The 20,252-nt window shown below is 42.9% G+C and carries 19 protein-coding genes; 10 read left to right on the top strand and 9 right to left on the bottom strand.

Annotated features, from left to right (window positions below):
- Window positions 1-297: 297 nt before the first annotated feature.
- Window positions 298-1,719 (bottom strand): type I glutamate--ammonia ligase, encoded by a 1,422-nt coding sequence (gene glnA / locus PN499_RS13380; RefSeq protein ID WP_272032459.1) that lies wholly within the window; start codon window positions 1,717-1,719, stop codon window positions 298-300.
- Window positions 1,720-2,265: 546 nt separating this feature from the next.
- On the opposite strand from glnA, the gene apcB reads away from it, so the two are divergent.
- Complete coding sequence (apcB, locus tag PN499_RS13385; protein WP_272032460.1) at window positions 2,266-2,775, top strand: allophycocyanin subunit beta; 510 nt, start codon at window positions 2,266-2,268, stop codon at window positions 2,773-2,775.
- A 206-nt stretch (window positions 2,776-2,981) separates the two neighbouring features.
- On the opposite strand, the gene PN499_RS13390 is transcribed toward apcB, so the two are convergent.
- On the bottom strand, window positions 2,982-3,182 hold the full coding sequence (locus PN499_RS13390; RefSeq protein WP_272032461.1) for a hypothetical protein: 201 nt from the start codon (window positions 3,180-3,182) through the stop codon (window positions 2,982-2,984).
- A gap of 452 nt (window positions 3,183-3,634) precedes the next feature.
- On the opposite strand from PN499_RS13390, the gene PN499_RS13395 reads away from it, so the two are divergent.
- Both PN499_RS13395 and PN499_RS13400 read left to right on the top strand, forming a co-directional pair.
- Window positions 3,635-4,513, top strand: coding sequence for a TlyA family RNA methyltransferase (locus tag PN499_RS13395; protein ID WP_272032462.1), 879 nt, complete (start codon window positions 3,635-3,637; stop codon window positions 4,511-4,513).
- Window positions 4,514-4,520: 7 nt separating this feature from the next.
- The gene (locus PN499_RS13400; RefSeq protein ID WP_272032463.1) at window positions 4,521-5,210 is read left to right on the top strand and encodes a hypothetical protein; all 690 of its coding nucleotides are present in this window, start codon (window positions 4,521-4,523) and stop codon (window positions 5,208-5,210) included.
- Window positions 5,211-5,259: 49 nt separating this feature from the next.
- Here PN499_RS13400 and PN499_RS13405 read toward each other — a convergent pair whose 3' ends face one another.
- A complete protein-coding gene (locus PN499_RS13405) occupies window positions 5,260-6,678 on the bottom strand; it encodes a GTP-binding protein (protein ID WP_272032464.1) in 1,419 nt (472 codons plus the stop codon).
- A gap of 147 nt (window positions 6,679-6,825) precedes the next feature.
- Between PN499_RS13405 and PN499_RS13410 the strand changes: the two genes are divergently transcribed.
- Both PN499_RS13410 and PN499_RS13415 read left to right on the top strand, forming a co-directional pair.
- Window positions 6,826-7,251 (top strand): ParB/RepB/Spo0J family partition protein, encoded by a 426-nt coding sequence (locus PN499_RS13410; protein ID WP_272032465.1) that lies wholly within the window; start codon window positions 6,826-6,828, stop codon window positions 7,249-7,251.
- A 19-nt stretch (window positions 7,252-7,270) separates the two neighbouring features.
- Entirely contained in the window at window positions 7,271-7,693 is a 423-nt protein-coding gene (locus tag PN499_RS13415; protein ID WP_272032466.1) for a DUF6896 domain-containing protein, read from the top strand.
- 41 nt (window positions 7,694-7,734) lie between these two features.
- On the opposite strand, the gene PN499_RS13420 is transcribed toward PN499_RS13415, so the two are convergent.
- From PN499_RS13420 to PN499_RS13440, 5 genes are all read right to left on the bottom strand, one after another.
- Entirely contained in the window at window positions 7,735-8,712 is a 978-nt protein-coding gene (locus PN499_RS13420) for an SGNH/GDSL hydrolase family protein (protein ID WP_272032467.1), read from the bottom strand.
- 53 nt (window positions 8,713-8,765) lie between these two features.
- On the bottom strand, window positions 8,766-10,181 hold the full coding sequence (locus PN499_RS13425; RefSeq protein WP_272032468.1) for an MBOAT family O-acyltransferase: 1,416 nt from the start codon (window positions 10,179-10,181) through the stop codon (window positions 8,766-8,768).
- A 236-nt stretch (window positions 10,182-10,417) separates the two neighbouring features.
- Window positions 10,418-11,869 (bottom strand): YcjF family protein, encoded by a 1,452-nt coding sequence (locus PN499_RS13430; protein ID WP_272032469.1) that lies wholly within the window; start codon window positions 11,867-11,869, stop codon window positions 10,418-10,420.
- 173 nt (window positions 11,870-12,042) lie between these two features.
- The gene (locus PN499_RS13435; protein WP_272032470.1) at window positions 12,043-13,455 is read right to left on the bottom strand and encodes a sensor histidine kinase; all 1,413 of its coding nucleotides are present in this window, start codon (window positions 13,453-13,455) and stop codon (window positions 12,043-12,045) included.
- A gap of 182 nt (window positions 13,456-13,637) precedes the next feature.
- Entirely contained in the window at window positions 13,638-14,024 is a 387-nt protein-coding gene (locus PN499_RS13440) for a response regulator transcription factor (RefSeq protein WP_272032471.1), read from the bottom strand.
- A gap of 304 nt (window positions 14,025-14,328) precedes the next feature.
- Between PN499_RS13440 and PN499_RS13445 the strand changes: the two genes are divergently transcribed.
- The 4 genes from PN499_RS13445 (at window position 14,329) to PN499_RS13460 (ending at window position 18,968) form a co-directional block, all read left to right on the top strand.
- Window positions 14,329-16,242 carry a bifunctional serine/threonine-protein kinase/formylglycine-generating enzyme family protein gene (locus tag PN499_RS13445; RefSeq protein ID WP_272032472.1) on the top strand — a complete coding sequence of 638 codons (1,914 nt, stop codon included), beginning with the start codon at window positions 14,329-14,331 and terminating at the stop codon, window positions 16,240-16,242.
- Window positions 16,243-16,467: 225 nt separating this feature from the next.
- Window positions 16,468-16,824, top strand: a complete 357-nt coding sequence (locus tag PN499_RS13450) for a hypothetical protein (protein WP_272032473.1) — start codon at window positions 16,468-16,470, stop codon at window positions 16,822-16,824.
- Window positions 16,821-16,943 (top strand): hypothetical protein, encoded by a 123-nt coding sequence (locus tag PN499_RS13455; RefSeq protein ID WP_272032474.1) that lies wholly within the window; start codon window positions 16,821-16,823, stop codon window positions 16,941-16,943. The genes PN499_RS13450 and PN499_RS13455 overlap by 4 nt, the downstream gene beginning before the upstream one ends.
- A 207-nt stretch (window positions 16,944-17,150) precedes the next feature.
- A complete protein-coding gene (locus PN499_RS13460) occupies window positions 17,151-18,968 on the top strand; it encodes an SLBB domain-containing protein (RefSeq protein WP_272032475.1) in 1,818 nt (605 codons plus the stop codon).
- Between the two features lie 68 nt (window positions 18,969-19,036).
- On the opposite strand, the gene PN499_RS13465 is transcribed toward PN499_RS13460, so the two are convergent.
- Window positions 19,037-19,735: an SGNH/GDSL hydrolase family protein gene (locus PN499_RS13465; protein ID WP_272032476.1), complete on the bottom strand. Its 699-nt coding sequence runs from the start codon at window positions 19,733-19,735 to the stop codon at window positions 19,037-19,039.
- Between the two features lie 217 nt (window positions 19,736-19,952).
- Here PN499_RS13465 and PN499_RS13470 point away from each other — a divergent pair, with 217 nt between their 5' ends.
- Window positions 19,953-20,210 (top strand): 2TM domain-containing protein, encoded by a 258-nt coding sequence (locus PN499_RS13470; protein ID WP_272032477.1) that lies wholly within the window; start codon window positions 19,953-19,955, stop codon window positions 20,208-20,210.
- Window positions 20,211-20,252: the final 42 nt, after the last annotated feature.

A 20,252-nucleotide genomic window follows, 5' to 3' on the forward strand; every position in this document is an offset into this window, starting at 1 on the left:
AGTGGATCTGATAAAATGAGGGTAACATTATGTTTTTCGATAGGCAAGCGTGTAACAATTTGGCTGCCTATCTTTTTTTACCACAACTCGGCTCAATCTTTACCCCATAAGCCTTTGGGCCGGATTGTCACCCCCCCAGAATAAGGAGGAGATATTTTAGGATTTTTATCAAAATTAATCAAATTCAAAGCATAAAAAAACGCCGCGTTAACTAGCGGCGAATTCATTAATTAAAAACTAAGAACTAAAAATGAAACTCTTAACATTTTTAATCTTTAATTTTTAATTTTTAATTTTCTAGCAATCGTAGTAAAGACCAAACTCATAAGGATGGGGACGTAGGCGCATGGGGTTGACTTCATTATCCAACTTGTAAGAAATCCAAGTATTGATAAAATCTTCCGTAAACACCCCTGGCTCAGTCATAAAAGCGTGATCTTTCTCCAATGCTTCCAAGGCCAATTCCAAAGAACCGGGAGTCGAAGGTATCTTGCTTAACTCTTCAGGGCTAAGGTCATAAATATCCACATCCAAAGACTCACCGGGGTCAATTTGGTTCTTGATGCCATCTATACCTGCACAAAGCATTGCTGCAAAGGCGAGATAAGGGTTAGCAGTTGCATCGGGACAGCGGAACTCCAAGCGCTTCGCCTTGGGGTTTCCGCCCGACAGGGGAATACGAATCGAAGCAGAGCGGTTGCCTTGGGAGTAAGCTAAGTTCACAGGGGCTTCAAAACCGGGAACCAGACGCTTGTAAGAGTTGGTGCTGGGGTTAGTCAATGCCAGCAAAGCGGGTGCGTGCTTGAGCAAGCCACCGATGTAGTGTAGTGCCATCTGACTCAAATTGGCGTAGCCGTCACCCCAGAATAGGGGTTGGCCGTCTTTCCAGATGGATTGGTGGGTGTGCATCCCGGAACCGTTATCGTTGAACACCGGTTTCGGCATAAAGGTGACTGTTTTGCCGTACTTCTTAGCAACGTTCTTAATGACGTATTTATAGGTCATTAGGTCGTCAGCCGCCTTGATCAGGGTACCAAAGCGGAAACCGAGTTCGCACTGACCGCCAGTGGCGACTTCGTGGTGATGCTTTTCGATGGGTACGCCGCATTTGGCCATCGTTAGCAACATTTCCGTCCGCATATCTTGGGAGGTATCCGTCGGTGCGACGGGGAAGTAACCTTCTTTGTAGCGGGGTTTGTAGCCTAAGTTGCCGCCTGGTTCTTCGCGACCAGAGTTCCACCGACCTTCTACGGAGTCTACATAGTAATAGCCGCTGTGCTGATTTTGGTCGAAGCGCACATCGTCAAAGATGAAGAATTCGGCTTCAGGGCCAAAGAAGGCTGTATCGCCAATGCCGGTACTAATGAGGTAATCTACAGCTTTCTGGGCAATGGTGCGGGGGTCGCGGCTGTAAGGTTCGCCAGTCCGAGGTTCGATGATGCTACAGATGACGCTGAGAGTGGGTTCTGCCATGAAGGGGTCGATCCAGGCAGTTTTGGGATCGAGTACCATCGCCATGTCTGATTCGTTGATCGCTTTCCAACCACGAATGCTGGAACCGTCAAAAGGCACGCCGTCCGTGAAGGCTGTTTCGTCAATTTGGTCTTGATAGAGCGAGAGGTGCTGCCATATACCTGGCGTATCAATAAACTTGAGGTCGATGATCTGAATGTTATTTTCTTTAACGTAGTTCAAGAACTCTTGTGGGGTCTGGAACATCACTTAACTCCTTATTTTGGTTATCTCTCGGCGATCGCAGATTCTTTGACAGACGATTTGAGCGATCATAGGCATTCGACTGTCACAAGTTTGTATTTCTTGATACAAAAGCTTAGTCTTGTAGCTGGGAACAGGATCTAGGTGGCTGTTGCTACCTCCCTGCTCTGACTGCTTCCAAATCTTACACCTCAAATCTCTAATCCAATATGATAAATTAGGAACTCTTGTAAATATTCAATAGCTTTGTTAGGACTTAGGCGACCGATCCCGTAAAATCATAAAGACATCCAAAATCACAAACACTAAGTAAGCACAACCTCGAATGCGAGTGAGTGTGTATAGGCTTTTTGGCTAAGCCATTGCGCGTTAGGTTCGCCTAGCCCTCAAGAATCCTGTCCCCGATCGGGGTGGGAGTGTCAAATTTAGTCAAGAATCTCATTTCCGTTCGGCATAGCGGACGGTGAGCTTGTCGAACTGCAAGGCGTTGCCTGAGCGGGATGGGAGTGTCAATTAACTGTGTATAAAGCTTGTTGGGAGAAAAATTTCATGCGGGATGCAGTAACCAGCCTGATTGGAAATTACGATGTGACGGGTCGGTATCTAGACCGGGATGGGATTGAGCGGTTAAAATCCTATTTTGGGACGGGTACTGCACGAGTGCAGGCAGCAAGAGTGATTAATGGTAATGCTGGGGCGATTGTTAAACAAGCTGGAACGCAGCTTTTTGCGGAACAGCCGGAACTGATTCGTCCGGGTGGAAATGCCTACACTACTCGCCGCTATGCGGCTTGTCTGCGGGACATGGATTACTACTTACGTTATGCTACTTACGCGCTGGTAGCTGGAAGTACAGATGTACTCGATGAGCGCGTGCTTCAAGGCTTGCGGGAAACTTACAATTCGCTGGGGGTTCCAATTGGGCCGACGGTTGTAGGGATTGGCATTTTGAAAGATCTTGTCAATGCTGAAGTGGCAGCAGCAGGAATTGAAACTGGGGCTTTCTTGGATCAACCTTTTGATTACATGATCCGTGAGTTGAGTGAGAAAGATATCTAGTTGATGCGGGTGGCGATCGCGTCTGTGCTTTCCTACCAATTATTTAACAGAGCGGAAGGTAGCTGAGGGGAAAGAACATCGCTGTACGCAGTGTGGGCAAGTTTGGAAGAGAGCGATCGCTCCTTTGGCACCGCAGCTAAAGAGCGATCGCTCTTTTGCTTGGGATGTTGGGGGCGAACCAAACTTTGGTCTAGTTCCCACTACCTTTAAAACTCTTCAAAACATCCCCACACCAGGCATTTGTCCAAGGGCATCTTGGTTTGGCGGCGATCGACTCGCTCAGCGGTAGTCACTTCTACTTCCCCATTAGGATAAAGAATGTGAATAATGTCGCCGCTGAAAATAGCGATCGGATTTTCTTGGGTTTTGCAGGGATTTTCTAGAGGAAAGTTAGCGAAAGTTTGCATAGGTTTGCTAGATATAAATCTATAGAGAGTTGACGTTTTATATTCGTATCATCAGCTAAATTCTAGAGCTTCTATGTGATCCTACGGATTCTAGTTGGTGATCGTAATCTATGACATAAGTGATAGCGATCACTGTAGGGGAAGAAGGGGCTAGGGGTTAGGGAAAGAAGGGAAAAAAGGAAGAGAATCTATGGTGGCAGGCTCTCAGAACGTCCTAATCGCCTTGGCGGTTGCTATATCTTGAGAAAGATTTATTTAGTTAAAATTTTAAGTCGTAATATATTATTGGTTGTGTTGTATGTAATAAATTGTCAAAAAACTTTAGGCTAGTTTTACTAAGTAAATCCACCTAATTAAACATAAGATCGGGATGGCTAAAAAGCTGACGGTATAAACATTCTTCCTTCTTCCTTCTTCCTTCTACTTAACTTTATCTATCAGAATGAAATTCCTTGGCTAAACAAAGACTGGACGCATTATTGGTAAACCTAGATTTGTGTGCCTCAAGGCAACAAGCTCAACGTTTAATTAGGGCTGGGGAAGTCACGGTTAATCAACAGGTGATTGACAAACCAGGTACCGAGGTAGATGTTCTGGCTGTCATTAAAATTAAAGAGCGGCCCCCCTTCGTTTCTAGAGGGGGCGAAAAACTAGCTAAAGCTTTGGAAGTTTTTAATATTCCCGTAGCAGGTAGAATTTGCCTGGACGGAGGTATTTCTACTGGAGGTTTTACGGATTGTCTGCTGCAAGCTGGTGCGGCTAAGGTTTATGGTGTAGATGTTGGGTATGGGCAAGTTGACTGGGGGTTACGGAACGATAGTAGGGTGATTTTGAAAGAACGCACTAATTTGCGATATTTGACACCTACGGATCTTTACGGAGAGTTACCTCTCAAGGATGGTGGAAATTACCCAGATTTGGGTGTGGCCGACGTATCGTTTATTTCGCTGACTAAGATTTTACCTGCCCTATCGGAGCTATTAATATCCCCAAAGGAGTTAGTATTACTGGTGAAGCCGCAGTTTGAGGTAGGGCGTGAGCGCATCGGCAAAAAAGGTGTCGTGCGTTCTGCGGTTGACCAAGCGGATGCAATTTATCAGGTGTGCTGTGCCGCGATCGCTTTAGGATGGGAATATCGCGGCTTAACTTGGTCGCCTTTAGTTGGCCCTGCTGGTAATATTGAGTATCTTCTCTGGTTAGGGGCTGACAATTCTGCTGTAGCTGACACTGGTGCGATCGCGCTACCAGTTGACAAGCAGCAGATTACAGAAATCGCCCAAACGGCCCAACGGGAACTTGCCAATCCCACCTCTAAGCACTCAATCACCTGATAGTTCTATGCAGTTATTAAAACTACTAGGCCTGATTTTACTTTATATTCTTGGCGCTTTTGGCTATGTTGTCTGTACAGTTGCTCTTGTGAGCATAGCCATCTTAATCAAAGTTGCAGCTCTGCTATTGGCAGACAGGTTATTATATCCCATATTTATAGTCGGAGATTTATTCAAAGGCATAGAAGTTGTCGAGTTATTAAATATATTAGTATTTGCTATTCTTGGCATGGGTTTTGGTGTAGCGACAGTTCTTTTATATCAGAAATTAGGTCGTCAAACCAGTGCTATTTTATTAATAATTTCTGTACCTTTGATTTTTATTAGCACCCCTGTAGTTAGATATAATATTTGGCTACAAACTGTCGGAGTAGAAGAGACTTTATCGCCAGAACAAGCAGAAAAATTAACCAATTCATTTTTAAACAAAAGAGTTGGAAATGACGGTTTTCTGGGTTTCTACTTATATACAGCCCAGTTTCCAATTCTGCCTACTAAACAAGTGCAAATGAATGACTTGGATAACTTTGAAAAAAAAGTTAATTCAAAATTTGTTCAATTAACAGGAGTACCACCAACAATTGTTTCTTGGTTAATGGCAACTTGCTTTTGGTGTCTGCGAATTTTTTACTTTTCTATAGCCGCGATCGCCACAATTTCTCATTTTCGTGAAGGTTTAAGAATAGTTAAACGTTAATTATTAGTTATTGTTGTTTTCCTACTAACCACTAACTTTTAACTACTAACTAATCGAATTTAAATTCCCGTTGCAGGCGAGAGATAATAGAAGTTTTTTCAACTTGGTTAAGAATATCTTGAATAACTCTATCCTGTCCCAAAGGCCCCCAAGTACAACCCTTTTCGAGATAAACTTGAGAAGCGCGACCTACAGCATAAGTTCCGTAAGCAGCTAAACTAGCTTGAGTAACAGCAACTCCGGCAAAAGTAGAAAAATCTGCGACAATTCCAGCCGTACTTTTTCCCAAACCTAAAATTAAACCGCTCCCCAATTCACCAAGAAGTACTCCACCCGTACTAAACAGAATAGTCTTCCAAAGTTTACCAGCTTCATAACCAGTCATCGGCAAACCATAAAGCCTAGCTAAAGACCGAATTAGAGCTAAATCTGCCACTGGTGCGGCCAGTATATCTAAGAAAGCAATAGGATTTAAGCCCACAGCTAAACCCTTATATTTGGCGAATTGCCAAATCAAATCTTCTGCTTCCGATTGGCGCAATTTAAGAGTTTTATGGGCAATAGTTACCTCAGCTTCTCTTGCTTGAACTAGCGCATTGAGAGCGAGGATAGAGCGGCCTTCTCGGTTGATAATTGTAATCAATTTTTGCTGGAGTTGATCTATTTGCGGTGGCGGCGACTCCCATTCATAAGTAACGCTACCATCAGGCCATTCAACTCTTACCTGAACTGGTGCAGGTTCTGCGGCCGCCATCACAATTTCTAGAGATTGGGGATTGAGAATTTCTCCCTTTCTACCAGATTCTTCTCCCTTCCCCAATGCTTGTAGATTGTGGTAAATAGCTTGCCTATCTATCTCTGGATAAAGGTCAATTTTGTTAAAAATTAAAATCAAAGGTTTCTGAAATTTTTGCAGTTCTCGGATCGCATCATATTCAGTTCTAGTAATATCACCGGCAACCACGAATAAAATAAAATCAGCTTGGCGAGTCACTTGCTTCGCCATTTCACCTCGGACTTCACCGCCAACTTCATCGAGTCCGGGAGTATCAATTAATTCAAGTTGTATATCTCCCTTAGTCAGAGATTGAGGAATCGTCCACCTCACAGATCTCGGCCACTGAGTGACACCATTAAGAGGGCCAGTTTGCAAAATCTTCTGACCTAAAAGAGCATTCAAAATCGCTGATTTGCCGCGACTGACAAGACCAAAAGCAGCAATGCGAATTACATTCTGGTCAAGCTTTTCTAATGTGGAATTTAATACATCTAATTGGGTTTGTAATTCTGCTTGTAATTCTGTATTTGCAGTCGGTTCTCGGCGACCGAGAGGAGAATACCGCGCTAATGCTTGCCGTAAACTAGCACGAGCGAGGGATAAGTGCAGTTCGCCTTGTTGATTTGGCCGCGCTGAGGGTGTTTCAGGCGCAAGAACCTGATGAGGTTGAGAAGGTGGAGAATGAGTCAAGGTTTAATAGGGAGAAACTATTGTTAGTTTAGCGAATCTTTGTGTGTTTGGTGTAGTTAGCTTAGAATTAAATATTAGCAATGCAACTGCTAGCTATTACCTACTTTCTAGATTATAATCAAAACTAGCTCTAAAGAGGAAGAGCAATTGTCAACAGAAAATAATCGAGATCCGAATAGCTCTGAAAGTTATCATGCCTCACAAGATAAGACAACACCAGAGCCAAAAATCGTAGACCAGACTCAACAATCTGAGACCCAGCCAACTCAAGTAGATGTTGAATTCGTAAATCCAAACACTCTCATTTCAAGACAAATGCAAAGCGAGATGACAGGCAGTAAGATTAAGAAACTTGTGAAACAGATAAGCAAACAGGGATTTGACTTAGCAAACCCTATTGAGGTAGCCGATATTAACGGTCGTTTGATTATTTTGGACGGGCATCACCGAGTTGTTGCTGCTAAGCGACTAAAATTAGAGAGTATCCCAATTAGGCGGAAAAAAGTTTCGCCAGCTCAAGAACAGCAGCTTTTGCAGCAAGTAGCAGAGGCAGCAATAGATTACCCCTATTAGTTATATGGTGAAATGTACAATGAATTATCTAACTAAAAACGTAGATGCACTGGCAATTATTCAAGAATTTATCAACCTTCAAGACGAACTTATTTCCGTATTTCGCCAGAAGTATAGCACTCTAACTGACGGCACATATCTGCTTGATTATCCCCGGTCTGGATACTTTCACGCGAGGGAAGAAGAGTGGAGATTTCAGCAGCATGGATTAGGGATATGCTTTACAGGAAAGGAATCCGGCAAAGTTGTTGATGTTCACACGAGATTATTAGACGCTCCAAGAGCGATTGACTCGTGGCGTTTATGTCAATACTTTGAGTCAATAGGCATTGAAAAAATTCATTATCGTTCGCAGATATTTGAAGTTAGTGAGCAAGAGGGTTCTGAAGCTTTACTTAAATGTCTTAGGCAAGATGGTACTAAGAAGTTAGACTATTATTAGTTTAGCGAATCTGCATTATTTTCGCTACGCATCACAATTATTTAAGATTTTTTAGGTTGTGGCTTTAAGATTTTATCCTGAACCATTTTGTCAATAATTATACCGCCGATTATCCTCGCTCCATGAGTGGTAAAATGTACGCCATCATTGATTTTCACATATCTTTTTGTGCCAGATTTGTCAGCCACAACTTGAGCATATTTACCACCTACCGCAAATGTTTGCCAAGTTGAAATAAATTTAATTTTTGGATAAGACTTACTTACCTGACTATAAATATCATTCAGAACTAAAAAATACTTTTGATGTCGAGGTCTATTAGACATTGGCTGACCAATCCAGTAGACTTGTCTTACGGAGGAGGAGGAGACAAGCTTAGCATATCTTTCTACTCTAGCTCGATAGGTTTTTTTCCATTCTTCTGTAAGCGCTCGCTTGTATTTACCCTCAGCATCAGTTATGTCTTGATCGTCATTACCACCAAACATCACTATAAGCACGTCTGGATGATAATTATTAATAATTTTGGTAGTTCTAGCGTACCAATCGTAATAATCTATTCTATTCAATCCAGAGGAGACTTTGTAATCCAATTTTACGTTAGTTAAATTATAGTCTTTTCGCAGAGCGTGCTGAATTTGAGTACCGAGATCTAGCATAATAGAATCACCCAGCAATAAAAAACTTTTGTAAGGTTTCTCGGCTTTAGCTTTAGCTAGTATCGGCTTGGCATTGGGCTTTTTAGTTTGAGGTTTTTGGCTAACACTAACTGATTTTCTCGGTTTGGCGATCGCGTTTTTTTTCACCGCCGCAATTTCTGATTTTTGTGCGACTACATCAGGTTCAGGTTTGGGATTAATTTTATCAAGATTAACCTCTTTAATTCTGCTCCAAAATTCTTGTTCATTTTTTCTAATTCCCTCTATTTTTAATTGACTTACTGCTTGTTGAATTTGAGGGCTAACTAATTTGCTTGATGCTAAACTCTTCAAGAATAAAGAAAAATTAGAAAATATCAAAGTTAGGGTTACTAAACTTACCATTAGTAAAAAATCGCGATCTTTCATATTTTTTAGAAACCAAAGTAAATAAAAGGCGGGACTGTATTTGGGCCAAGCATTAAAATAACATAAGTAAACATTGAAACCAACGAAACTTGAACAAATAAGCTTTTAATTGCAAATATTTTTAGCAAAATTTTTGTCAATGTATCTCCGAAAAAATTGATTAATCCAATTACTATTAAAACTAGATATAATTGCCAAGAATTAAATTGAATATAGTTGTTGTCAGTCTGGACAATTCCCAGGAAAAAGTTATTAGCGTCTTCAAGGCTTTTAGTCTGAAAAAATACCCAGCTTAAAGTCACAAAGCTAAAAGTTAAAAACCAGTTAAAAATGATGCCGATTTTATTGGATAAATTTTGGGGTTGAAGGTGAATAGTTTTTGATAAATCTTTACATAAATGATTCACCGTTAATCCTATACCATGAATAACACCCCAAATAATAAAATTTATACCCGCACCATGCCAAAATCCACCTATTGCCATAGTCAACAATAAATTTATATATTTTCTGAAATTACCGTATCTACTACCGCCTAAAGGAATGTAAATATAATCTCTCAACCATTCAGAAAGACTGATATGCCATCTCCTCCAAAATTCTTGCAAGCTTAAAGCTCTATAAGGCATATTAAAGTTTTGGATAGGTTTGAAACCGAGTAAACAAGAAATGCCGTTAGCTAAATCTGAATAGCCGCTAAAATCTACATAAATTAGACAAGAATAGGATATTGCAGCTAAGATTAAATCCATGCTAGAATATTGCTGAGGCGAGCGGAAAGGTAATTCAGTAAAATTATATAAAAAACTAGATAAAGTGTATTTCTTGAATAATCCCGATAAAATTAAGACGATGACTTCTTCAATTTCATAGTTATATTTTTTTGCTGTATTTAGCTGATAGTAAAATTCTTTTGCTCTGGAAATCGGGCCCGCAGCTATTTGAGGAAAATAGGTTATATAGACAGCATAATCTACTAAACCAGGACAGGAGAATTTTTGATTGTAAGAGTCAACTAAATGAGAAATTATTCTAAACACATAGAAAGATACTCCAACCGGAGCAATAATTTGTAAAACTTGGAAATTGGCGGGAATATTTAGAGAGTTGAGAACTTCAAATAAAGAATTGGCGAAGAAGTTATAATATTTAAAAATGCCTAAATAAATAATATTTAAAATTAGTCCCGCGATCAAAAAGCTTTTTGTATATTTGTTTTTATAAACCCCTCTGACAATCAAGTAGTTGATTAGAGTGCTTCCTACTAGCAAACCTAGAAAATTCAAACTCCAAAATGAATAAAAAACTAGGCTAGTTGCCAGCAAGAAGATTTTATACAAAACTACTCTTTGCTTTAGAGAAATTGCGAGACTAAAAGTAATCAGAAAAAATACTAAAAATTGATAGGTTGGAAATAACATAAATCCAGAAAGAGATGCGGTATTTACCCTGAACGATCTAATTTCAAGCCAATTTTAAGGAAGAAGGAAGAAGGAAGAAGAATTTAGTTATCTAGGAGAGAAGGAAGAAGGAAGAAGAATTTAGTTATCTAGGAGAGAAGGAAATCAGAAAATTCTGCCGATTGCCAAAAAAATTGGGGTAGGCTTTTCAGCTTACCCCACAATCAAACAATAATTGGTTCAGAAAGTCAAGGAATTTAAGAAACTTCAGCAGCAATTGCATTCTCATGCTTAGCTGATTCTGGTAAGAGACGCTGCATAACTTGCTTGATGAAAGTTTGCAAGACGGTGACTTGCTGATTTTGTTGAAATACAGTTTGCAGAGTTTTTGCCAGATTCACTTTCAGACTATTAACATCTGTTATATCTGTACTTGCGTCTTGAGTTTGGAAATACTCAATTAAGCTTAAACCTGCGATTCTGGTAAAATAAGCAGCACTCACTCCCTGTACAATTCCTCCCGCAACAAAGGTAATTGTGTTGCTTTTCAAAATGGCGGTGATAGTCTGCGTAGATAGTTCGACTAATCCTAGTTTTAGCATCTGATTTGCCAGCGTGCCTGCTACGATCTTAGCGCGATCTACGGAGAATTTTTGCTGATAAATAGCACCGATATCGATTACCATTTGGGTGCTGATAGCGGCTGTTGCTAGCAAGTCTAAGGCTGCTACTGGATTGGCAAAAGCAGCGGCGGCGGCGATATATTGATATTGTTCAATTATGGGTAAAGCGCGATCGCGTCTCACTCCATTTAATGCCGTTTTTACCTCGGATTTTAGCTGCGATGCTAATCGAATGGTACTCGCCCAGACTAATTTTTGACTTTCTTGAGTTAAGATTTGACTTAATCTTTCAGTCAAAGGTTGAATTTGTGCGGTTTGTGGCTCAGTCCACTCTTTAATTATGCCGTCTGGTTGGTGTTGGCGGACTTTAATCGGATTAGGGGAAGATGCGATCGCAACGATATCTTCGGCTGCTAATATTCCCACCATTCTCTGGCGCAATTGCTGCAACACCTGTGCTTGTTGTTCTGGCAAATATTGGTCAAGCTTATTCCAAACTAGCACTAAGCGCTGACCTGCGGCAACGAGCTGCGATAATATTTGAAATTCTGGATCGGTGATATCGCCAGCGGTGACAAACAAGACTAAATCGGAGGAGATTTTTACCTCATCTTTACCGATAAATAATGGTGCTGCTTCCCGAAAACTTAACTGTTGCGAGTGTTGCTCTGTCCAGTTAGATTGCAACTGTTGAATTAAAACAGTTTTGCCGACAGCTTTACCACCAGCAACGCAGAGTTGTAAATCTTGCCGATCTAGTTCTGCTGTTAACTGGCTGAGCTGTTGTTTTAAGCTGGAATTAGCATCACAATTTGGTGCTTCTGCTGCTAGTAAATTAATCGCAGTTTCAGTTGTCGCGATCGCCTTCAGCGCCATTTCCCGATCCACAGGTACAGGTGCAGGTGTAAAATCGACAGATGGCGATCGCCCTTGCCACCACCACCACCCCGCACCAGCTACCGCTACGCCCAACAGCGCCACTTCACCGAATTCTGCAACAGAGTGCTGAAGGCTATCTAACAGCCAAAGCGCCAAAGATAACCCAATCCCGCCCACTAAAATAGGTCGCCGCAAGTTAAGTGTCATTTCTCCCTTCCTTTGGGTACTTAAGGCCTAGCTTCAACAACCCAAAGCTTGGCATCCATCCCTCTCTCTATGCTAATCTCTGGGACGGCAAACGATCGCAAAAAACTTCTCTCTTCCCCATCTTCTCCCTCTTCCCTAGCCCCTAGTCCCTAGTCCCTAACCGCTTTCAGCGGTTAAAGCGGTAAGCAAATAGTAAAAATTGCCCCCTTACCACTTCTACTTTCAGCCGTAATGCTACCTCTGTGTGCTTCTACAATCCGCTTAGCGATCGCTAACCCCAAACCCGTACCGCTACCCGAACGTGAGGGATCTGTAGTGTAGAACTGCTCAAAAATGCGCGGTAAATCGCTAGAACTAATCCCAGGCCCCTGATCCTCAACTTTAATAACAGCTTGTTTTCCCTCCTTGCGTCCCGAAATCATCACCTGAGAATCGGGTAAAGAATGCTTAATCGCATTATCGAGCACGTTCAAAATTGCCTGCAACAGCCGCTCTGGATCGCCAAACAAGATAATATCAGCCACGTCCACCGTCACAGACACACCTCGCGCTTCCATCCGAGGTTTCACAGCACCAACAGCGCGGTTAATCAAACTGCTGAGCACCAAACTTTGCTGTTCCAATTGAGTGACACCCGCCTCCAACCGTCCCAAATCAAGCAAATCGCGAACCAGGCGAGACAAGCGTTTAGTTTCATCCTCTACAGTTTGAAAGAAGCGATCGCGCAACTCCGGCTCATCAACAGCACCACTTCTAAGCGCCTCCACCGTCACCAACACATTACTAATAGGAGTGCGGAGTTCGTGAGAAACATTTGCCAGAAAAGTTCTACGTTCGTAATCCAGCGAAGCCAGCCTTTCACTCATGCGATTAAGTTCCGCCGCCAACTGATCTAACTCGTTGCTTTGACGGATAGCCAACTTATCGCCAAAATGACCGCTACCCAAGCGGATCGCAAAATTCCGCATTGTTTCCACAGGCTTAGAGAGACTACGCGCAAAGCGATCGCTAATTACCGCACACAGCAACAGCGTCAGCATCAAACTCCCCCAAACCGTCCCAATCACCTTTGCAAACTGGCGCTGAAACTGTTTCAAAGTAATCGACATCCGCAGCACACCCAGCATTTGACCATTCCGAACCACAGGTCGAGCAATGTAGAGCCGATCCTCCCCTGATAACACCCCTTTTGCGATCCCTCGCGCCGAGCGATTTTGGAACGCCTCCCTCATCCCAGCTACCTCGTACCAGTTCGTAACCTGTTTGTCTAACCGAGGATCGGAAGTAGCCAGCAAGCGGCCTTGAGGGTCAAAAACCCGAAGTGTAACGGTTTCTGGTGCTCCGTAGCGTTTCACCAGCAGTTCTACTCGCTCAATTTTTCCTTCCTCCAAAGCATCGGCCACACTCTCGCTCAAAGCCGCAGTCCAATTTTGCAAATCTGTCTGTCGCGCCTGCATGAAATAAGCGTAAAACGACCACAGAATGTACCCCGCCATCAACGAAGTGCCTAGAGTTGTCAGCAGCAGATAGGTAGCTAACAGCTTGGCATGAATAGAATTTAATTTAATTTGGGGCAACCATTTCATTTGTCAATAGATTTTATTTTTATAAAAAAACCTATAGCATTTCTCAATTATTATGAGGTACAAAAGCAACCCCCCCTAGCCCCCCCTTGTTAAGGGGGGGAACCGTAAAAGCCCCCTTTCTAAGGGGGTTGGGGGTAAAGTTCTTGTACTTGAGCACACAGAGAAAAGCTGTAAAATTTTATTTATTTACTCTCTGAAGGCTGCTCCGTAGAACGGCGGCGTAACACGGCTTTGATCCGCGCTAAAAGTTCGCGAGTATTGAAGGGTTTTGTTACATAGTCATCTGCTCCCGCCTCTAAACCCCAAACCTTATCAATATCTTGGTCTTTAGCAGTCAGCATCACAATCGGCACATTTGAAAAGGCCCGAATCCGCCAGCAGACTTCCATGCCGCTTACTTCAGGCAGCATTAAATCTAGTAAAATCACATCTGGTACTTGTTTGTGAAATTGTTTGATCGCACTCAATCCATCGGCGGCCGTCATCACTTCATAGCCTTCTTTTTGCAGCGTGTAGGTCAGGCTGTCGCGCAGGGCTGGTTCATCATCTACTAATAAGATTTGGGGCATTGTTTTTACCGCTAACTCTTATTTCGAGCCTGCCACATTCTCGCTTTTGAAGTATCCTCCTTTAGGAATAAAGCTCAAGAATAAGATGTTTTGTCTATAAATCAAATCAAGAGACGGGCAGAATGCCTATCCCACAATAATCTGACAAAAATTGACTGTCAAATTGTATGCAGAACAACTTCTAATCTAATAGTTCTCTAATAACTCCTGTGGAGCAAGCATCTTGCCTGCCTTTTGCGATGAGGCAGGGTTCGCTATTTTATGCCAAAATAAATCCTAATCTCCACTGCATCGTCAGAAAACTATGCTTGGTCAAAAGCTGCGCGATCGCTATCAAATCATCAAACTGCTGGGAAGCGGTGGTTTTGGCGTTACCTACCTCGCCAAAGATTGCGACTTACCAGGACATCCCCACTGTGTCGTTAAACATCTTAAACCAAAAGACCTTACTCCTGCCCTTTTGCCAATCGCCAGACGCTTATTTGAGACAGAAGCAGAAGTCTTGTATAAGTTGGGCAAACTACACGAGCGAATCCCCACCCTTTCTGCTCACTTTGAGGAAAATGGGGAGTTTTATTTTGTCCAAGATTTTATTGAAGGACACGATCTGACTAAAGAACTCATTCCTGGTAACAAATTAAGCGAATCTTATGTTATTACTCTATTGCAAAACATCTTAGAAATTTTAGCATTTGTTCACCAGCAAAATGTTGTTCATCGCGATATTAAACCTGCTAATTTAATGCGTCGCCAAGATGGTAAAATTGTCTTGATCGACTTTGGGGTAGTTAAAGAAATTGGCACGTTGATTGTTAATGGTCAAGGACAAACTAGCGTAACGGTTTCGATTGGTACTCCGGGTTATATGCCGAGCGAACAATCGAATGGTAGACCTAAACTTTCCAGTGATATTTATGCAGTGGGAATGGTTGCGATTCAAGCATTAACGGGTAAAACTCCTGATACTTTATTGGAAGATCCAACGACTGGAGAAGTGATTTGGCGCGATCGGGTTCAAGTTATCCAGAATTTAGCTAATATTTTAGATAAAATGGTACGCGACCACTTTAGTCAGCGTTATCAAAATGCCACTGAAGCATTACAAGCACTTTCACTTGTTCCCTCGACAGCCATTTCACCTCACACGACACGGCGAAGTTTATTACAATTAGGTGGTTTTGCTGGCGCGGGATTTGTGATTGCAGTGGTGAGTCAAAATTTGTGGAATAATTCAGCTCAACCTTCGCCAAGTTTCTCACCCTCACCCGTCAACGATCCGCCATCACCTCAACCTTCACCAGAAAATTCATCCCCAAAACAAGCACCAGAAAATCCACTCTCCCCACCACTCTCAATTTCTCTAAAAACCTTTAATTTTGAAATAGTGACAGTTAATTCAACGGGGCAAATTGCCAACCGCCGCGAAGGACAAGCAGAGTTTTTTACAGATAATCTCGGCAATGGTGTCACGATAGACATGATATCAATTCCAGGGGGTAGTTTCGTGATGGGTTCCCCCAATACAGAAGCAGGACGATATGAGATCGAAGGGCCGCAGCATAATGTTACTGTCGCCCCTTTTTTTATGGGTAAATATGAAGTCACGCAAGAACAATGGGAAGCAGTGATGGGAAATAACCCTTCTAAGTTCAAAGGCGCGAAACTTCCTGTAGAACAAGTAAGCTGGTATGACGCAGTAGCATTCTGTCAAAAACTTTCTCAAAAAACAGGCAAGAGTTATCGCTTACCTTCGGAAGCAGAATGGGAATATGCTTGTCGCGCTGGAACTAAAACACCTTTCTATTTTGGCGCAACCATTACCCCAGATTTAGTTAATTATCACGGCAGTTATACCTACGGTGCAGCACCGAAGGGGGTTTACCGCGAGAAAACGACAGATGTAGGGAGTTTTCCACCTAATGCCTTTGGATTGTATGATATGCACGGCAACGTCTGGGAATACTGTGCAGACCCTTGGCATAGTGACTATCAAGGTGCGCCGCAAGATGGTAGTGTCTGGGATGAGAAAAATAATGATAACCGTTATCGAGATTATGATTTATTAGTCAACATTAAGAATGATAACCGAACCCGGCTGGTGCGAGGTAGTTCGTGGATCACCTTTCCCGCCTATTGCCGCGCTGCTTTTCGCATCAGCCTTTCGCCGGATCTTCGCAACAACCCCTTCGGTTTTCGTCTTGTTTGTGCGATCGCGTAGACTTCTTAGCCCTTGATATTTCTTTCATTTTGGGCTATCCACTTCTTCTATTTACACTTGAGCGATCGCCTCTGGCGACTCAATTTATTTTTGGGAAATTTACTGTCGCAGTGCCATTATTTTTATTCTGTTGTATAAAATCAGATTCATGCGCTCTGGGATATGATTAAGTAAGAGTTCCAGTCAACCCAACAACCTGACTATTCCAAAATCTCAAAAAACAGAATGCAAATCATCCTAGAAGTCCCCGATCTTCTCGGCGAAAAACTGCAACAATTAGGCGATCGCCTCCCGGAAGCCCTCGATCGCGCACTTCGGGAACTCACCGCCACAGAAAACATCCCCTACCAAAGCGATCGCCAAATCGTCGAACTACTTGCCAGTCAACCCGGCCCTGAAGCAATCCTCGCCATCCGCCCCACACCTGCATTGCAAGCCCGCATGAGCGAACTACTCGATCGCAATAAATCGGGTAATCTTTCTGCAAAAGAAGAAGTCGAACTCGATCGATACTTGCTCTTAGAACATTGGGTGCGTTTAGCGAAAGCTCACGCCTACAAACGCTTACAGACATTAGCATGAGCTACGTACCAGGAACAATCATTCCACTGACTCCTGAAGGACGAGTAACCACTAAAATTCTGCAATTTAACCTCTTAGAACGCATCCTAGAACGCCAGCAACTTAGCAATTCTGACTAATCCTTGAGTTAAACAGGACTTTGGCACCCAACCAAAGAAACCGGGTTTTTTTACGAAAATACTTCGCTGCTACCACAGATTCTCTCAAAAACCCGGTTTCTGGGGCTCCCTGCGTAAGTCCTATTAAACTAAGCTTAAATAGCGATAATTAAATAGCGATAAAAAAATCACGCCGAAAACTGGTAGGCGATCGTCAGGGGATAAATTATGAGCAGAAATAATTATTTTCTCAGCAATAGCAATGGGCTGAAATACACAGGCCAAATAGTTAGAAGTCTGAGCTTGTCAAGCTTGCTGACGATAAGTAGCATCTTACCTAGCTTAGCTCAGTTACCGGCAACTAGGACTCCAGCGCCCAATCCCAGACGGTTCGCACCCTTGCCAGTGCCTCCGCCACCGCGATCGCAGCAAATACCGAGTAACGATTTAGGCACGCAATCGCCGGAACAGGGTTACACTCTGGGAGCAGGCGATCGCATCAGTTTAGACATCATCGGTGTCCCCGAATTTAGCAAAGAATATCAGATCCTCGTCGATGGCAGCCTCAACTTACCCCTAATTCGCAGCGTTTACGTACAAGGACTCACCCAACAACAGGCCGCCGATGCGATCGCCAAACTCTACGACCCCTACATCACCGCCCCCATCGTCACCCTCACGCTAATTGTCCCTCGACCGCTGACAATTGGCATCGCCGGAGAAGTCAGCCGACCCGGTTCCTACAAAATCAGCGCCAGCAGAGAAGGCGAAGCGGTCAAATTTCCTACCTTGATCGAGATGTTGCAATTAGCAAAAGGCGTGACCCCCGGAGGAGATTTGCGGTTAATTCAAGTGCGCCGCCGCCAAAGAAACGGGCCTGAACAAGTAATTAACGTCAACCTACAAGAATTTTTACAGACAGGAGATTTGCGCCAAGATATCACCTTGCGAGACGGAGATACAATTTTCGTTCCGAGTGCAACGGAAGTTAACAGTCAAGAAGTCCGCCAAAGAGCAAACGCTAATTTTTCCGCCGACATCACTCAACCTATTAGTGTCGTCATCGTCGGCGAAGTGAATCGCCCCGGCCCTTATACAGTATTTGCCTCAGATTTGCGATCGAGTAACCAGCAAACCGAACTAGGTTTTGTCGCGATCGATCAGCAACAGGGTACTTTAGTAGGTTTACCAACAGTAACTAGGGCGATTAAAATTGCTGGCGGCATTACTTTAGAAGCCGATCTTCGCCGAGTACAAGTACGCCGCCGCCTCAAAACCGGCAACGAACAAATTATTAGTGTCAATCTCTGGGATCTCTTACAAACAGGAGACATTAGCCAAGACGTACTATTACAAGAAGGAGACAGTATTATTGTCCCAACTGCGGAAAATGTAGATATAGCCGAAATTTCCCAAATCGCTGCTACCAGTTTTTCTCCTAATTCAATTCGGATCAATGTTGTTGGGGAAGTTCTCAGGCCTGGAACAGTGGAAGTTACGCCTAATACTTCCCTACATCAGGCATTGCTAGCTACAGGTAGTTTTAACCAAGTCCGCGCTCAAAAAAAGACTGTGGAACTATTGCGTTTGAACCCCAACGGTACTGTTACTCGCCGCTCGATTGACGTTGATTTTTCCCAAGGTTTAAATGCAGAAAACAACCCCACCCTTCGCAACAATGATGTTATTATTGTTCCTCGTTCTGGCTTAACTAGGTTAGCAGATAATGTCAATCAAATCTTACAACCTGTGTCCGGAGTTGTGGGCGTTATTAGTGGAGTTACTGGATGGTTTACTGGGGTAGAGACAACTATCAATACTTTTCAAAGGCTATTTTTAGGTGGAGACTTCGATCGGCGAAATCAGCTTAGGCAAATTCGGCAACAGGAGGAAGATCGACGGCGAACAGAAGAAGAAAGACAACGGCAGAATGATATCCAGAATCAGCAACTTGAGCTTCAAAGACAGATTCAGCAGCAACAACTCGATCTCCAGAGGCAACAGTTGGAGCAACAGCAACAGCAGCAACAACAGCAGAATCAGTAAGGCCGCTCTCTGGGCATTAATTGACCGCCCAGAGGTCGGCGTTACCATAATGTCAGAGTTCAAAAAGACTACTTAGAAATGAGGAGTGTTGATAATACTTGTCTGTATATATCTAGACCTTTTGCATTGAGGTGAACGCCATCTATAGTTAGACTTTCATTAAGAGCACGATCTTTAAATAAGGCCTGTATTCCTGCTGCTTCAATTACCACATTTTCTGACAGAGATACTTGACAAAGGAGGGCATTAATTTCATCCACTCTGGTAATTGTTCCTGCCAAATTTGGCTCATAGCTGGCTTTAATAGTTGAATAAAAAGCTGGAATTAGAATGATTTTTTGAGTTCCCATTGAACGTAGCAGCGCGATCGCTTCTTTCATATTTTTAACAAACGCCTCATCACTAATGCCGTACATAGCATCATTAGTGCCGATAGCAATGATGGCTTTTTCGCATTTAAAGTTATTGGGAATTAAATCTTTAAGTTGCTCTAGCAGTGATACTGAACTCATCCCACCAATGGCAAAATTAAAATTTTGTTCGCCTAGAGAATCGCCGAGAGCAGAGGAAATAGAATCGCCCCAAATACAGCCTTGGTATTGTCGATCTTTAGTCAAGTGCATCTGGTTATCAACTGCAAGTTGCCACCATAATGTAGAGGTAACACTGTCTCTAAGTATTTCTGGGTTAGCTTGTACGCGAGTGGGGATGGATGTACTGAATAATAGAGTGGAAAGAGCTGAGAGCAACCAAAATTTAATTTTCATAATCAAGTAGATTGCGGTAATTTTTGTGATATACTATACGTCTAATCTGTTGTCAGGATTTGGGTAGATGTAACGAATCGTAACTGGAATTGCCAGCGATCGCATTACTTCCCTGTCTTGGGAGGGAGACAATATTGAAAAAGCTCCAACTAATATTAAAATAGATAACTAGCAAATTCCCTATCAGGGATTCAATACTGTTCAGGAATTGAAAGTTATGCCCCCTCGTTGGCCCCGCAAACCAGACCGCCAAGATCCCGACTACCGCCGTTTAGATGACCGGATGAATTTTGCCATCCATTTTGCTCTGTTTGCTGCTGCCAATTCTAGCTTGTGGTTTTTCCACAATTTGCAGAAAGCTGAGTGGCCTTGGGCAACTTGGGTGACGCTAGGATGGACAGGGGTCATATTCGCACATGGAATTTATGTGTTTGCGATCGCCAATTATTCCCTCCCCAGTCAAAAGCCAGAATAATCTCGATAAGACTTACGTAAAACTATCCGTAACGCCGCCCAC

This window comes from Kamptonema animale CS-326 (assembly GCF_028330895.1).
Classification (GTDB): domain Bacteria; phylum Cyanobacteriota; class Cyanobacteriia; order Cyanobacteriales; family Microcoleaceae; genus Kamptonema; species Kamptonema formosum.

Excerpts from the sequence above, each read along its gene's own strand:
- glnA (WP_272032459.1), bottom strand. The coding sequence starts at position 1,719 with ATGTTCCAGACCCCACAAGAGTTCTTGAACTACGTTAAAGAAAATAAC.
- apcB (WP_272032460.1), top strand. The coding sequence starts at position 2,266 with ATGCGGGATGCAGTAACCAGCCTGATTGGAAATTACGATGTGACGGGT.
- PN499_RS13390 (WP_272032461.1), bottom strand. The coding sequence starts at position 3,182 with ATGCAAACTTTCGCTAACTTTCCTCTAGAAAATCCCTGCAAAACCCAA.
- PN499_RS13400 (WP_272032463.1), top strand. The coding sequence starts at position 4,521 with ATGCAGTTATTAAAACTACTAGGCCTGATTTTACTTTATATTCTTGGC.
- PN499_RS13415 (WP_272032466.1), top strand. The coding sequence starts at position 7,271 with ATGAATTATCTAACTAAAAACGTAGATGCACTGGCAATTATTCAAGAA.
- PN499_RS13425 (WP_272032468.1), bottom strand. The coding sequence starts at position 10,181 with ATGTTATTTCCAACCTATCAATTTTTAGTATTTTTTCTGATTACTTTT.
- PN499_RS13430 (WP_272032469.1), bottom strand. The coding sequence starts at position 11,869 with ATGACACTTAACTTGCGGCGACCTATTTTAGTGGGCGGGATTGGGTTA.
- PN499_RS13435 (WP_272032470.1), bottom strand. The coding sequence starts at position 13,455 with ATGAAATGGTTGCCCCAAATTAAATTAAATTCTATTCATGCCAAGCTG.
- PN499_RS13440 (WP_272032471.1), bottom strand. The coding sequence starts at position 14,024 with ATGCCCCAAATCTTATTAGTAGATGATGAACCAGCCCTGCGCGACAGC.
- PN499_RS13445 (WP_272032472.1), top strand. The coding sequence starts at position 14,329 with ATGCTTGGTCAAAAGCTGCGCGATCGCTATCAAATCATCAAACTGCTG.
- PN499_RS13450 (WP_272032473.1), top strand. The coding sequence starts at position 16,468 with ATGCAAATCATCCTAGAAGTCCCCGATCTTCTCGGCGAAAAACTGCAA.
- PN499_RS13455 (WP_272032474.1), top strand. The coding sequence starts at position 16,821 with ATGAGCTACGTACCAGGAACAATCATTCCACTGACTCCTGAAGGACGA.
- PN499_RS13460 (WP_272032475.1), top strand. The coding sequence starts at position 17,151 with ATGAGCAGAAATAATTATTTTCTCAGCAATAGCAATGGGCTGAAATAC.
- PN499_RS13465 (WP_272032476.1), bottom strand. The coding sequence starts at position 19,735 with ATGAAAATTAAATTTTGGTTGCTCTCAGCTCTTTCCACTCTATTATTC.
- PN499_RS13470 (WP_272032477.1), top strand. The coding sequence starts at position 19,953 with ATGCCCCCTCGTTGGCCCCGCAAACCAGACCGCCAAGATCCCGACTAC.